This is a genomic window from Isoptericola sp. b408, assembly GCF_030588085.1.
Taxonomy (GTDB): Bacteria; Actinomycetota; Actinomycetes; order Actinomycetales; family Cellulomonadaceae; genus Isoptericola; species Isoptericola sediminis.
This window is the reverse complement of the sequence record NZ_JAUQYQ010000001.1, coordinates 122,720-136,098: the sequence shown is the minus strand read 5'-3', so window position 1 is coordinate 136,098 and position 13,379 is coordinate 122,720. Positions and strand designations below refer to the sequence as shown.

At 73.2% G+C, this 13,379-nt stretch carries 13 protein-coding genes; 6 read left to right on the top strand and 7 right to left on the bottom strand.

Features of this window, described 5'->3' with window-relative positions:
* Positions 1–92: 92 nt before the first annotated feature.
* Positions 93–866: a thioesterase family protein gene (locus Q6347_RS00610; protein WP_304606351.1), complete on the bottom strand. Its 774-nt coding sequence runs from the start codon at positions 864–866 to the stop codon at positions 93–95.
* A gap of 167 nt (positions 867–1,033) precedes the next feature.
* Between Q6347_RS00610 and Q6347_RS00605 the strand changes: the two genes are divergently transcribed.
* Entirely contained in the window at positions 1,034–1,498 is a 465-nt protein-coding gene (locus Q6347_RS00605; protein ID WP_304606350.1) for a DUF2255 family protein, read from the top strand.
* Positions 1,499–1,518: 20 nt separating this feature from the next.
* Here Q6347_RS00605 and Q6347_RS00600 read toward each other — a convergent pair whose 3' ends face one another.
* Positions 1,519–2,607 (bottom strand): sorbosone dehydrogenase family protein, encoded by a 1,089-nt coding sequence (locus tag Q6347_RS00600; protein WP_304606349.1) that lies wholly within the window; start codon positions 2,605–2,607, stop codon positions 1,519–1,521.
* A 158-nt stretch (positions 2,608–2,765) separates the two neighbouring features.
* Between Q6347_RS00600 and Q6347_RS00595 the strand changes: the two genes are divergently transcribed.
* Together Q6347_RS00595 and Q6347_RS00590 are read left to right on the top strand one after the other, a co-directional pair.
* Positions 2,766–3,086 carry an STAS domain-containing protein gene (locus Q6347_RS00595; RefSeq protein ID WP_304606348.1) on the top strand — a complete coding sequence of 107 codons (321 nt, stop codon included), beginning with the start codon at positions 2,766–2,768 and terminating at the stop codon, positions 3,084–3,086.
* 13 nt (positions 3,087–3,099) lie between these two features.
* Positions 3,100–3,543 carry an ATP-binding protein gene (locus Q6347_RS00590; protein ID WP_304606347.1) on the top strand — a complete coding sequence of 148 codons (444 nt, stop codon included), beginning with the start codon at positions 3,100–3,102 and terminating at the stop codon, positions 3,541–3,543.
* 17 nt (positions 3,544–3,560) lie between these two features.
* On the opposite strand, the gene Q6347_RS00585 is transcribed toward Q6347_RS00590, so the two are convergent.
* The 3 genes from Q6347_RS00585 to Q6347_RS00575 form a co-directional block, all read right to left on the bottom strand.
* On the bottom strand, positions 3,561–5,819 hold the full coding sequence (locus Q6347_RS00585) for a SpoIIE family protein phosphatase (RefSeq protein ID WP_304606346.1): 2,259 nt from the start codon (positions 5,817–5,819) through the stop codon (positions 3,561–3,563).
* Between the two features lie 143 nt (positions 5,820–5,962).
* Positions 5,963–6,586, bottom strand: a complete 624-nt coding sequence (locus tag Q6347_RS00580; protein ID WP_171246234.1) for a vitamin K epoxide reductase family protein — start codon at positions 6,584–6,586, stop codon at positions 5,963–5,965.
* 40 nt (positions 6,587–6,626) lie between these two features.
* Positions 6,627–7,070, bottom strand: a complete 444-nt coding sequence (locus Q6347_RS00575) for an Lrp/AsnC family transcriptional regulator (RefSeq protein WP_304604734.1) — start codon at positions 7,068–7,070, stop codon at positions 6,627–6,629.
* Positions 7,071–7,186: 116 nt separating this feature from the next.
* Here Q6347_RS00575 and ddaH point away from each other — a divergent pair, with 116 nt between their 5' ends.
* Both ddaH and Q6347_RS00565 read left to right on the top strand, forming a co-directional pair.
* Positions 7,187–8,089, top strand: coding sequence for a dimethylargininase (gene ddaH, locus Q6347_RS00570; protein WP_304604733.1), 903 nt, complete (start codon positions 7,187–7,189; stop codon positions 8,087–8,089).
* Positions 8,086–9,153, top strand: coding sequence for an ornithine cyclodeaminase (locus Q6347_RS00565; protein ID WP_304606345.1), 1,068 nt, complete (start codon positions 8,086–8,088; stop codon positions 9,151–9,153). The genes ddaH and Q6347_RS00565 overlap by 4 nt, the downstream gene beginning before the upstream one ends.
* Before the next feature lie 32 nt (positions 9,154–9,185).
* Here Q6347_RS00565 and Q6347_RS00560 read toward each other — a convergent pair whose 3' ends face one another.
* Complete coding sequence (locus Q6347_RS00560; RefSeq protein ID WP_304606344.1) at positions 9,186–10,277, bottom strand: aromatic acid exporter family protein; 1,092 nt, start codon at positions 10,275–10,277, stop codon at positions 9,186–9,188.
* 132 nt (positions 10,278–10,409) lie between these two features.
* Between Q6347_RS00560 and Q6347_RS00555 the strand changes: the two genes are divergently transcribed.
* A complete protein-coding gene (locus Q6347_RS00555; RefSeq protein WP_304606343.1) occupies positions 10,410–11,702 on the top strand; it encodes a zf-HC2 domain-containing protein in 1,293 nt (430 codons plus the stop codon).
* Positions 11,703–11,764: 62 nt separating this feature from the next.
* On the opposite strand, the gene Q6347_RS00550 is transcribed toward Q6347_RS00555, so the two are convergent.
* Positions 11,765–13,261, bottom strand: a complete 1,497-nt coding sequence (locus Q6347_RS00550) for a M20/M25/M40 family metallo-hydrolase (protein WP_304606342.1) — start codon at positions 13,259–13,261, stop codon at positions 11,765–11,767.
* Positions 13,262–13,379 lie beyond the last annotated feature (118 nt).

The window sequence follows — 13,379 nt, the reverse complement described above, 5'->3', positions numbered from 1 at the left end:
GCTGCCGGTGCCGGGCCGTCGTCGCACCGCCCGGAGGGAGCACCGCGCGGACGGAGGGGCCCTGCCTCCGTCCGCGCGGTCCCGACCGTCCGTCAGCCGAGCGGGCGCACCACCAGGGACTGCGCCAGGCGGCCGAACGGGCCGTCGGTGTCGTGCAGGACGGAGCTGGTCGTCCCGGCGCCGTGCGCGCCGAACGTGACGGTCGTGTCCAGCCCCAGCCACCCGCCGGCCGGTGCCCGGAACAGGTGCGCGGTGAGGTCCAGGTTGGGGAACGCGACGCGGCGCGGGTCGGCCCGCACGGTCATCCCGTTGGCGACGTCGAGCAGCCCGACGGTCCGCGCGAGGGCGCCGACCTCCTCGTCCTCGACCAGCGGCACGTCGGTCCGCACCCACACCGTGCCGCGGCCGGGCTCGGCGAGCGTACGCCGTACGTCGATCGAGGCGATGAAGGCGCCGGGCCAGTCCGTCGTGGGGTCCCAGGGGGTCGTGTCCTCGGGGCCGGGGATCGCGGGCGGGGCACCGGCGGCCAGCTCGCTCGTGTCGGTCGTGCCGGCGAGCCAGGCCCGCAGGGTGGCGACCGTCCGGCCCGCGCACGAGACCTCGGCCTCGACGAGCTCCACCCCGCGTCCGGGGCGCAGCACGCGGACGGCGGTGTCCATGAGCTCCAGGGGGTAGGGGCCCCACACGTCGAAGGTCAGGCGGACAGGGGTGAGGTCGTCGCGGCCGCGGGTCACGCGGTCGGTCTCGACGAGATGGGTGAGCAGACCGAACGTCGGTGCGACGTGCTGCTCGTCGGTGCGCCATGCTCCGCCGACCAGATCGGTGGGGGCGAAGGTCGAAGCGTCCTTGCGTCGGAAGTAGGCCATGGAGCACATCCTGACAGCCCCGCGACGGGACACCGCACCGCTCCGGGGCGGGACATGCCCTGTCAGGACACCCCTGCGGGCCGGTCGGCCGGAATCTTTTCGGCCTCCCGGTGTTGTGACCCGTGAGCCCATCGAGGCTCGCCGCCACCGCCGACCCGAGGAGTCACATGACGATCGCCACGACCAGACCGGAGACCGACGCGCTACCCACGGGTGGAGTCGTCCACCTGCTCGGCGAGGAGGTCCCGGCCCCGGCGTGGCTCGTCCGTGTCGGTGAGGAGACCTTCCTGCGGTCGACGACGCCGCACGCCGTCGTCGACGCCCGCGGTCGCGGTCGGGTGCGCGTCGGCGCCACCGACCGTCACGTCGTGCTGAGCGAGGTCGCGCCGGAGATGCACGACCTGCTCGACGACGCCTTCCGCGCCACCTACGGGCGGTGCCGGCCGGACCAGGTGGCGGACATGGTGTCCGACGACGCGGCGGCCTCCACCTACCGGGTCCGCGGACGCCGGCCCACCGTGGCCGAGCGGCTCGGGGACCTGGTCGTGGCCTGGCGGGCGCGGACCACCGCACCGGGCCGCGGGGTGCCCGGGGTACGGCGCGGAGCCGACACCTGCCCCTGCACCCCCTGACGGCCGCCGGGCCGGCGGGGTCACGGAGCGGCGATCTCCAGCCGCAGGATCCGGTCGTCGTCCTCGCCCGGTGACCCGCGCCCGTCCGTGTTGTTGGTGAGGACCCACAGCGACCCGTCCGGGGCGACCACGGCGTCGCGCAGCCGGCCCTCGTCGTCGACGACGACGGCGGAGGTCGACGGGTCGTCGACCGGCACGGCGCGCAGGGCCTCGCCCCGGAGGTTCGCGACGAAGAGCGTGCCCCCGAGCTGGGCCAGGCCGCTGGGGCTGGCGTCCTCGGGCCGCCACTGCTGGACCGGGTCCACGAATCCCTCGACGCCGGCGATCCCCTCGACGTCGGGCCAGCCGTAGTTCGCCCCCGGTTCGACGACGTTGAGCTCGTCCCAGGTGTTCTGGCCGAACTCGGTGGCGAACAGGGTGCCGTCGTCGGCCCACGCCAGACCCTGGACGTTGCGGTGCCCGGAGCTGTACACGAGCGACCCGGGGGAGGGGTTGTCGCTCGGCGCCTCGCCGTCGGCCGTCATCCGCAGGATCTTGCCGGCGAGCGAGTCCGGGTCCTGCGCCCGCTCCGGGACGCCGGCGTCACCCGTGCTGGCGTAGAGCATCCCGTCGGGCCCGAACGCGAGCCGCCCGCCGTCGTGGAACGAGGCCGCCGGGATGCCGTCGACGAGGGTCACCGGCTCGCCCAGCGTCAACGCACCCGGGTCGCCACGCAGGTCGTAGCGCTGGATGCGGTTGCCGTCGGCGCCGGTGGAGTAGACGAACAGGCGTCGCCGGTCGTCGACCGCCAGACCCAGCAGGCCGGCCTCGCCCGAGCCGTCGACGCCCGCGACGACACCGATCTCGCGCGTGGCCCCGTCGTCGGCGACCTCCAGGACGCGGGCGCTGTCGCGCTCGCTCACGAGCGGCGTGCCGTCCACGAAGGCGATCGACCACGGCGCCGCCAGTCGCGTCGTGACGGGGGACGGCTCACCGTGCGGGGAGGCGGGCAGGGCGCTCGCCGCGTTCTCCGGGGCGGCGCCGTCCGCCGCGTCGTCGGAGGTGGTGCAGCCCGCGATCAGCAGGCTGACCAGGGCCGTCGTGACGGCGGCGCGGACGGGTCTCGGCACGGGGTCCCCCTCGGGTCGCTCCTGTCGGGCGAACGCCGGTCGGGCACCGGTGATTCCCGTCCCTGTCGAGCCGCGGCGGCCGTGGTGCGCAACCGGCGAGCATCGGGCACTATGTGGACGGCCGTGGAGTGGACGCGGCCACCGAAGATCGAGTGAGGATGACAGTGGACGACCAGACACCCCACGGCGGAGTCCGTTTCGACTCCGACGATGCCCGCTGGACCATGTGGGGCGAGGTCGACGCGGCCGTGAAGAAGCGGGTCGGCGACGACCTCGAGGCGCACCTGCTTGCCACGGCCGACGACCCTCTGACGATCGACCTCGCCGAGGTGACCTTCATCGACTCCGGTGGTCTGCGGCTGCTGTACATGGCCGCGGAGAAGAAGTCGTCCCCGCCGGCGCTCGTCAACGTGCCCACGCGGGTCCTCGACCTGCTGAAGCTGAGCGGTGTGGATACGCTGTTCGTTCTCGCGGACTGAAGGAGGCGAGATCGTGGATCCCAGGATCACCGCCGCGCCCGCGCCGTACGGGTTCCGTGAGGTGAGGTCGTGGCCGCTCCTGACGATCGAGCAGCTTCCCGCCCTGCGAGGGGACCTCGAGGCGAACCTGCCCACGGCGGAGAGCGCGAGCCTCGACGCCGTGCCGGAGGCGATCGTGCTGGTGGCGAGCGAGCTCGCGACCAACGCGATCGAGCACGGTGACGGCCCGGCCGCCGTCCGCCTGCTGGAGAGGGACGGAGAGCTGCTGCTCGACGTCGCCGACCGGGCGTCGGGGACGACGCCGAGGATCACGACCGACCCGTGCGCCTCCGGGGGGTTCGGCCTCGTGCTCGCGGCACGGCTCGCCGACGCCGTCGGCTGGTACGCGACGCAGGCCGGCAAGCACGTGTGGGCCCGGTTCACGGTCGAGACCCGCGAACCGTCCCTGACCGCCTGACCGACCGGCCCGGCCCGTCAGTCGCGCCGCACGACCACCGCGGTGGCGTCGTCGTCGGAACCCGGGTCGCGCACCAGCGCGACCAGCGTCGCAGCGCCCAGCGTCTGCTCGGTGGCGCTCCGCAGCCGCTCCAGGGAGTCCACGATCGACTCGTCGCGACGTTCCACGAGGCCGTCGCTGAAGAGCACGAGGGCGCCACCGTGCGGCACCTGCACCGTCGCGGTGCGACTCTCGCGCCGACCGACCCCGAGGGGCGGCGTGCCGAGGGTGTCGGCCACGACCGCGCCGTCCGGACCCACGACGACGGGCGGCGGGTGCCCGGCGGTCACGTACTCGGCCTCGCCGGTGGTCGGGTCGACGAGCGCCACGACGAGCGTGGCGACCTGCTCGGGCATCGTGGAGCGCAGGAGCTGGTCGACCTGCTCGACCGCGAGCTCCGGCCCGCTGCCGGTCAGCAGCAGCGCGCGCAGCGCGTTGCGCATCTGCCCCATCGTCGCGGCCGCCGAGAGGCCGTGACCGGTGACGTCACCCACCACGACGGCCAGCCGACCGTCGTCCAGGACCAGGGCGTCGTACCAGTCCCCGCCGGCCAGACCGCCCCCGGACGGCTCGTAGACGGCGTCCACGGTCCAGCCCGGGACGGTCGGCAGCTCGGTGGGCAGCAGGCTGCGCTGCAGCATGGCGGCGGCACGGATGTCCCGGCGGCCCCGCAGCAGCAGGCCCTCGGCGAGGTAGGACCGCAGCGACGTCGCGACGTCGACCTGCTCCTCGGCCCACGGCTCGCTCGTCCCGCGCACGACCTCGCGCCAGCGGTCGAAGGACTTGCGGGGGGAGAGGCGCACGGTGTCGCCCTCGCGTCGGGCGATCGCCTTGTTGCGGGGGTCGCCGCCCCAGTCCACGCTCTGCACGACCTCCGGGCGCAGCCACACGACCGCGGCACCGCCCGGCACGACCAGCGCGAGGATCCCTGCGACGTCGGGCACGATCTCGGCCAGCTCGGGTTCGCGCTCGGCGAGCCGGTCGGTGACGAGCACCTCGGTGTCGAGCTCACCCAGTGCCCGGGCGAGCCGGAGACAGGTCTCCTCGTCGGGTGCCGTCCCGACACGGTTGACGCGGCCCTCGGCCGCGACGAACGCGCCGTCGGCCGCCACGAGGTCGAGCAGACCGGGGGACCCCGTCAGCGCGTCGGTCAGGGGGACGTCGTCGTCGCGGGTCACGGCCACGAGCCGGGCCAGGACGCCGGCCGAGCGGCGAGCGGCCGAGGCGCGGTCGTCCTCGGCCTGGGTGACGAGCCGGGCCGAGAGCGTCGAGCCGAGGAACTCGGCCGCGGCACGGGCCCCGTAGGACGGGGTGTGCGGGCCGGAGTAGTGGTGGCACGCGAGCAGGCCCCACAGCCGGCCGTCGCGCAGCAGCGAGATCGACATGGAGGCGCCCACGCCCATGTTCTGCAGGTACTCGACATGGATCGGCGAGACGCTGCGCAGCGTGCCGTAGGTGAGGTCCAGGGGCTGTCCGTTGACCGGGTCCGCCACGGGGACGACCTCGGCGGGGCGGTAGCCCACGTCCGAGATGAGCCGGATCCAGTTCTTCTCGTAGAGCGCGCGGGCCTGCGGGGGGATGTCGGAGGCGGGGTAGTGCAGCCCGAGGAACGGGTTGAGGTCCTCCCGTCGCGCCTCGGCGACGACCTCGCCGTTGTAGGACGCGTCGAAGCGGTAGAGCATCACACGGTCGAACCCGGTGAGCTCGCGGACCCGTCGCACCGCGATGTCGTACAGCTCCTGCAGCGAGCTGGCGCGGTCCAGCTCGGTGAGGGCGTCACGCACCGGCTCGAAGGTGCTCGTGTACGTCAGCGAGACGTGGCCCGAGAACGGTTCGAGCTCGACGACGAGCACGGCGGGGCGGTCCGTGGTGGCCGACCCCGGAGCGTGGTGCAGCACGGCCTCGAACGAGCGGGAGGCGCCCCGGACCTCGATCTCGATCTCGATCGGGTTGCGCAGCCGTGGGTCGTCGACCGACGCGACGTGCCCCAGCAGCCGGTCGGCGGCCTGGTCGCCGACGGCGGCGGCGAACGGCGCACCGAGGACGGCGTCCAGCTCGACGCCGAGCAGGTCGGCCACGTTCGCCGAGCACTGCGTGACGACGGCGTCGTCGGTGCGCAGGGCGAGCAGCACCCCGCGGGGCTGGATCCGCCCGGGGATGTGGATCGGTTCACGAGCGCAGTTGTCGAGGTCGACGGTCTCGTCGGGGGCGAGGAACCCCTGTTCGGTCACACCCACCTCCGATGGATCGTCCGAGGAGAGCAGGATACGGCCGACCGGCGACGAGGACGACCGGGCGGGACGCCGTCCGGCGAGACGCCGCTCACTCGTGTCACCAGCGCGCGCGTCGCGCGCGTGCGCACGGGAGCGCGACGCCGTTCTCAGCCGAGCAGCGCGTTGCCGTACCGCAGCAGGACGGCGGCGACCAGGAGGACGATCCACGCCGCCGTCAGGTACACGTCGGCGTCGATCCGGATCATCGAGACCGCCCAGCGCTGCACGCGGCGGGGCAGGTAGAGGTTGTCCTGCATGACGTTCCAGTGCAGCAGGGTCATGAAGACCACCGTCGTGGAGAGGGTGACCAGCAGGCACCACGGGCACAGGGCGTGGATGACGAAGTACGACTGCGCGAAGAGCCAGTAGGCGAACAGCAGGCCGATCGTGTACACCCCCTGCGCGGCGGCCATGAACCAGCGCGGGAACTGCACGCCGCCGAGCCCGGCGACGGCGATGGTGATGACCACCGGCTCGGCGATGAGCCCGAGGAACGCGTTGGGGAACCCGAGCAGCTGGGCCTGCCAGGACAGGGCGACGCTGCCGCACGACAGCACGGAGTTGATGTCGCAGGCCAGCTCCGTCCCCGGATCGCCGGCGAGCTTGACGGCGTCGATCGACAGCACGAGAGAGGCGGTCAGGCTGATGAGCGCGGAGAACAGCATCCCGGCGAACACCCAGGTGCGGGAGTGGCGTCGACCCGACAGCTGCGACATCTCGCGTGGCTCCATGGCAGGAGCCTATCCAGCCCGGACCGCGCCGTCGGACGGGTCAGTCCAGCCGCGCGGGCCGGTCGATGACCCGCGACATGACGATGGCGGTGCGCGTCTTGTCCACGCGGGCGTTGACCCGGAACGACTCGACGATCCGCTCGACGTCGGACATCGAGCCCGCCATGATCTGCACCAGCGCGTCGGCCTCCCCGGTGACGGTGTCGACCCGCACGACCTCCGGGATCGGTCCGAAGTCCCGCTCCAGCGCCGCCGGCGAGATGTTCCCGCGACAGAAGATCTCGACGTAGGCCTCGATGCCCCAGCCGAGCTCCTCCGGCGCCACCCGGACCGTGAAGCCGGAGATCTCCCCGCGCGCCTGCATCCGGTCGACGCGACGCTTCACCGCCGTCGCCGACAGCCCGACGGCGTCCCCGATCTCGGCGTACGACGCCCGGCCGTCACGCAGCAGGATCGACACGATCTCGCGGTTGGTCTGGTCCATCCACTCCTCCTCGACGCAGGTTCGTTGCGACCAGCGTACGGAACCGTGCGATATCCACCGTCCACGTGCAGGAAAAGTGCCGTTCGGGTTCACGTCTGTCCCCCTAGCCTCGCAGCATGACGTTGCTCACACCGCCTGTCACCGAGTCGGAGCCGACCGGCTCCGCCCGCACGCCGACCGCCCGCCACTACCTCATGTGCCCGCCCGTCCACTTCGACGTGGTCTACGCGATCAACCCGTGGATGGACCTGTCCGTACCGGTGGACGCCGGTCACGCCGTCGTGCAGTGGCAGGCCCTCAAGGACGCCTACGAGGCGCACGGCCACACCGTCGACGTCATCGAGCCCGAGCCCGGGCTGCCCGACATGGTCTACGCCGCCAACGGCGGCATCGTCGTGAACGGTCAGGCGCTCGCCGCGCGGTTCACCCACCCCGAGCGTCAGCCCGAGGGCGTCGCCTACGACGCCTGGTTGCGCGGTTCCGGCGCGCAGCACGGTCTGGTCGGGCTCGGGCAGGCCGCCGAGCAGAACGAGGGCGAGGGCGACCTCCTCTGGGACGGCGAGGTCATGCTCGCCGGCACCGGCTTCCGCACCTCCCGTGCCGCGCACGCCGAGGTCGCCGAGCGTCTCGGCGTCGACGTCGTCACCCTCGAGCTGGTCGACCCGCGCTTCTACCACCTGGACACGGCCCTCGCGGTCCTGACCACGGCGTCGGAGGGCACCCGCCCGGAGATCGCCTACTTCCCCGCGGCCTTCACCCCGGAGGCCCAGGCCGTGCTGCGCGAGCGCTACCCGGACGCGATCATCGCCACCGAGGCCGACGCGGAGGTGCTCGGCCTCAACGCCGTCAGCGACGGCAAGCACGTGTTCCTGTCCGACCGCGCCACCGGGATGCACGCCGCGCTGCGGGAGCGCGGGTTCACGCCGGTGGGCATCGACCTGTCCGAGCTCCTCAAGGGCGGCGGCTCCGTCAAGTGCTGCACCCTCGAGCTCCGTCCCGCCCCGGAGGTGCGCGCATGACCACCGTCGACCTGCTGGACGTCGCCGCCGCTGCCCGCTGGGTCGCCGAGCGCGGCCCCGAGCGCATCATCAGCGAGCTCGCCGACGCCCTCGCCGAGGACTTCCGTCGCTGGCCCGAGCTCGACAAGCGTCCCCGGATCGCCTCGCACTCGCGCGACGGCGTCATCGAGCTCATGCCCGCGTCGGACGACGTCACCTACGGCTTCAAGTACGTCAACGGCCACCCGCTGAACCCGACGCGCGGCTACCAGACCGTCACCGCGTTCGGCGTGCTGTCCGAGGTGCACAACGGCTACCCGACGTTCCTGGCGGAGATGACGCTGCTCACCGCCCTGCGTACCGCGGCGACGTCGGCCCTGGCCGCGCGGACGCTGGCCCGCCCGGGCGCCCGGACGCACGCCCTGATCGGCACCGGGACGCAGGCGGAGTTCCAGGCGCTCGGGATGCGCGCCGCCCTCGGTGCCACGCAGATCCGTGCCTGGGACGTGGACCCGGCGGCCCGCGAGAAGTTCGTCCGCAACGCCCGTGCCCTCGGGTTCGACGTGCACGAGGCGACCAGTGCCGAGGACGCCGTCGCGGGTGCCGACGTCGTCACCACCTGCACCGCCGACAAGCGCAACGCGACCGTCCTCACGGCCGCCATGCTGGCCACCGCCGCGCCGGGCGTGCACGTCAACGCCATCGGCGGCGACTGCCCGGGCAAGACGGAGCTCGAGGCGAGCATCCTCACCGCGCCGGGGACCGCCGTCGTCACGGAGTACACCCCGCAGACCCGGATCGAGGGGGAGATCCAGCAGCTCGCCGACGACTTCGCCGTCACCGAGCTGTGGGAGATCCTCACCGGCCAGGCCTCGGGCCGGACCGACCCGGACCAGGTCACGGTGTTCGACTCCGTCGGTTTCGCCGTCGAGGACTGGACCACGCTGCGGTTCGTGCACGCCGCGCTGCGGTCGGACCCGGCCGGGCGCGAGCTGCTCCAGCAGGTCGACCTCATCGCCGAGCCGACCGACCCGAAGGACCTGTTCTCCCTCGTCGCGACCCCGCTGCTGCAGCCGCAGGGCTGACGGCGGGCCCCACCTCCCCGGTCCGTGCGGGCTCAGGTCCGCACGGGCCGGGCGGTGGCGACGTCGTCGACGACGTCGATGATCGCCAGGAGGTTGGCGATCAGCGCTCCGTACAGCGGCCAGTAGCGGCCGGACAGGTCCTCGTCGGACAGGTCGTCGGCCAGCTGCTGGACGTCCCGGCGCAACGGTGCGACGTCGACGTCGGGGTCGGCGACCCCCCGGCCGGTCTGGCTGAGCAGGTCGATGTACCGGTCGCGGAACCGCGGGTCCCAGTCGTGCGCCTCGCGGCTCGAGTCGCGCACCTGCCGCGCGATGCTCTGGGTCTGTGCCACACCCTCCTCCAGCCGCAGGAGCACCTCCGGGTAGGTGCCGATCTCCTCCCCGGGATGCACCCGTCGGCGGGGGTTCCACCGGCCGGCCTCGCGCGCGTGCCGCACGAGCGTCCACGCGTGGTCGACGTCGCGCTGGACGGAGCGGGTGCGCTCGATCCAGTCCTCCTCCTCCTGGGAGTCCCAGGACCGGTCCATCTGCACGGCCATGTCCTGCAACAGCTGACCGAGGCGCTCGTCGGCGTCGTCGATCTGCCGCTGCGCGCTGGAGTCGTTGAGCGGCGGGAACACGATGAGGTTGACCAGCAGCGCGACGGCGACACCGATGGCGGTGTCGATCAACCGGTCCGGGAGCAGGGCGATCGCTCGTTGCTCGGACAGGTTGTACCCCGTGGTGATGACGAACAGCACGGTGGTCGCGACGTACATGCCCTCGTCCCTCAGCCAGGGCACACGGCTCAGGCCGAGGCCCACCAGCAGCGCCAGGCCCAGCGACCACGCGGTCGCCTCGAAGGCGGAGACGACGACGAGGGAGATGAGGATGCCCGCGGCGACGGCGAGCACGGTCTGCGCGCCGCGTCGCAGCGTGCGGTCCACGGTGGGGTGCACCGTGAGCAGGGCGACCCAGGGTGCCAGGAACGCCTGTTCGAGCCCGAAGGCGAACTCGGCGAGGCCCCAGGCGGCGGTCGCGGCGAACGCCGTCTTGACGAGCTGCAGGACGTCGGTCTGGTTCGCGGGCGACGTGAGCCAGTCGCCGACGCGCGACCAGGGGCGGGTCTTCTCGTGGCTGGGCATGGATCCAGTCAAACCGATCCCGGGCCGGAATTCCTGTCCACGGGCTTGCCAGCACCGGGTGCTGCGCTGCCATCATGTCCCTGACGTGCGCGGATGTCGGGCGCCGGGGCGACCGGCAGGGGGAGAGGGCGCGTGAGCGCGAGGAAGAACGCCGTCGAGCGGTCGTCGGGCGCCGTCGAGCGGGCGCGGCAGCTGCGCGCCGCGGCGGCCGCGGCCGGCCACGACGACGGCCCGGGCGCCGCCGGCACCGTCGACCCGGACGTCGTCCGGACGGCGCTGGCGACCCTGTCGCACGACGACCAGCGGCTGCTCGGGGACCGGTACGTCGCGGGCCGACGGCTCGAGGTCGTGGCCCGTGAGCTCGGGATCCCCGGTCGGTCGGCATCACGTCGGTTGGGGCACGCCGAGGACCGGTTCGCCCGGGCGCTGGCGGCAGCGCACGCCCGCGGCGGGTCGCGCCGCGCGTGCGTGGAGACGCGCCACGCCCTGCCCGGCTACGTCGGGCACCGGCTCGGTGGCGGACGTCGTCAGCTCCTCGAGGACCACCTGTTCGGCTGCAGCGGCTGCCTGCGCGCCTTCGTCGAGGTCCGCGGGGTGGCCTGGGCGCTGCAGGACGTCGCGCCCACCCTGCGCGGTGCACCGGTCCCCACCGTGCGGTCGTTGCCGGCCGTGCTCGGCGCCCCGCTCACCCCCGGCCCGCGCCGCGGGCTCCTCCCCGGGCCGGTACCGGCCGCGGTCGGGCGCCCGGTGGCGGTCGCCGCGGCGGTCGGCGTCGTCGCGGTCGCGATCGCGGCGGGGACCCTGCTCGACGGCGGCGGTGCGCTCGACGGGACGTCGTTGCCGGTCCCGGCGGCGATGCAGAGCTCCTCCTCGGCGCCGGCACCCCAGGTCACGATGCTGCTGTCGCCGGACCCCTCCGCCTCGGCGCAGTCGCCCGGCGTGTCGCCGACCTCCTCGCCGTCGCCGTCGCCGTCGTCGGCCTCGTCGGGTCCGGTGCCCGACCCGGAACCGACGCCCTCCGCGTCGACGTCCTCCCCCGGCGACGAGCCGACGTCGCAGGAGTCGTCCGCGTCGGTGCCGCCCGCCTCGACGCCGCCTCGCGGATCGTCGCCCGGGACGACCTCCGCACCGTCCCCGGAACCGACCCGGTCCGCGTCGTCGCCGTCGGCCCCGGCCCCGGCCTCCGAGCCCGTCACCACCACGGTGGCCCTCGACGTCTCGGGACGCGGGACGTCCCAGGTGGTCCCCACGGGAGGCGGCCAGATCGTCGACGTCTCACCGCGTGACGGCAACGTGCGGGTCCAGCGCGCCGCGGACGGCTCCTGGTCGGTGTCGACCCGCGGGTCCTCGACGGGTGTCCTGGACGTGCGGGTCACCGGGCCGGGCGGGTCCGCACCGGGCGCACTTCTCGTACCCGTGGACTGATGCGGACCGGGGCGGCCCCGCGTGATGCGGGACCGCCCCGGTCCGTGGTGTCGTCGCTGCGCTCAGCGGCGCAGGCCCTTGCCGGGCGGCTCGGGGGCGTTGCCCGGGCCGCCGCCCACCTCACCGTTGACGTCCTCCGTGCTCCACGCCAGCTGCTGGGCTGCGTGACCGATCGCCCGCGACATGATGTCGAGGGCCTCCATCGACACGTTGTCGATGTCGTCGGCGGGGGTGTGGTAGTTCGGGTCGAGCAGGATGCCGGCCGTCCCGCCGAACATGTCGGCCTCTTCCTCGGTCTTGACGCCGTCCGCGCCGGTGAACAGGCCCGAGGCGGGGATGCCGACCTCGATGAACGCCTGGTAGTCGGAACGGCCCGAGAACGGGGAGTCGACCCACGGCTGGTCGATACCGTCGAAGTAGTCGGTGAAGATCGACTCCACCGCGACCGACCCGTCCGGCACGGTCACCGGGGCCTCGAACGTCGACTCGTTCGCGTCGTACACGCCGATCGTGTAGTTCGGCGAGCCGATCATGTCGAAGTTGAGGTACGCCGAGATGTCCTCGAGCTCCTCCGGGCTGTTGAAGTAGAGGTCCTCGATGTAGTGCCACGAGCCGAGCAGGCCGAGCTCCTCGGCGCCCCACCAGGCGAAGCGGACCTTGTTGTTCAGCGGACCGCCCTTGGAGAGCTGGACGGCGGTCTCGAGGATCGCCGCGGAGCCGGAGCCGTTGTCGTTGATGCCGGCGCCCTCGTCCACGCTGTCGAGGTGGGCGCCGAGCATGACGACGTTGTCGTCACGGCCCGTGCGCGTCTCGGCGAGGACGTTGAAGGTCTCCTTGGTCTCGAGCGAGGTCTGCAGGTCGAAGAACACCTCGAGGTCCGGGTTCGCCTCCCACGCCTGCAGGATGAGGTCGCCCTCGGCCTGCGTGACGCCGACGGTCGGTGCGAAGTTCGCGTCCGGGCCGCCGAGGGTGCCGTTGAGGGCGCCCGCGGCGTTGTTGTAGATGATGACGGCCTCGGCACCCGCCGCGGCCGCGTTGAGCGACTTGGCGGCGAACGTGCAGCCGCCGCGCGAGACGAGGGCGATCATGCCCGTGGCGTCGATGCCGCCCCAGTCGCCGGCCGCGCAGCCGGTGACGACCGACGGCTCCACCAGCATCCCCGTGACGCCGTCGTCCGGGGTCGAGGTGGAGTAGCTCATCGGACGGGGCTCGAGCTCGACGCCCGGCACCTCGACGGTGAGGTCGAGGACGCTGAACTGCTCGACCTCGAAGTACTGCCGTTCGGTCTCGTAGCCGGCCTTCTGCAGCACCGACTCGACGTAGGCGCCGGACGCCTCGTAGCCGGGGGTGCCCATGGCGCGGTTGCCACCGTTCTCGTCGGCGATCTCCTGGAAGGCCTCCAGGTGGTCCCAGACCCGTTCGCCGGTGACCTTCTTGGCCAGATCGCGGCCCGGGATCTCGGGGGGTGCAGCGGTGGCGGGTGGCGCCAGGAGCGCCGCGCCGAGGAGCCCGGTCAGGGCCACGGACGCGACGGTTGGCGTGAGGAGCTTGTTGCGCACGAATCAACCTCCAGGTCGAGCACCCGGGGCCGGTCGGCCCCCTGTCCACCCGTGCACGACGCGCGGATGCGGGTGCGGTTGCCTGCGACACTAGAGCCTCAGGGTGATCTACGTCACT

Excerpts from the sequence above, each read along its gene's own strand:
- Q6347_RS00610 (WP_304606351.1), bottom strand. The coding sequence starts at position 866 with ATGGCCTACTTCCGACGCAAGGACGCTTCGACCTTCGCCCCCACCGAT.
- Q6347_RS00605 (WP_304606350.1), top strand. The coding sequence starts at position 1,034 with ATGACGATCGCCACGACCAGACCGGAGACCGACGCGCTACCCACGGGT.
- Q6347_RS00595 (WP_304606348.1), top strand. The coding sequence starts at position 2,766 with ATGACAGTGGACGACCAGACACCCCACGGCGGAGTCCGTTTCGACTCC.
- Q6347_RS00580 (WP_171246234.1), bottom strand. The coding sequence starts at position 6,586 with ATGGAGCCACGCGAGATGTCGCAGCTGTCGGGTCGACGCCACTCCCGC.
- Q6347_RS00575 (WP_304604734.1), bottom strand. The coding sequence starts at position 7,070 with ATGGACCAGACCAACCGCGAGATCGTGTCGATCCTGCTGCGTGACGGC.
- ddaH (WP_304604733.1), top strand. The coding sequence starts at position 7,187 with ATGACGTTGCTCACACCGCCTGTCACCGAGTCGGAGCCGACCGGCTCC.
- Q6347_RS00565 (WP_304606345.1), top strand. The coding sequence starts at position 8,086 with ATGACCACCGTCGACCTGCTGGACGTCGCCGCCGCTGCCCGCTGGGTC.
- Q6347_RS00560 (WP_304606344.1), bottom strand. The coding sequence starts at position 10,277 with ATGCCCAGCCACGAGAAGACCCGCCCCTGGTCGCGCGTCGGCGACTGG.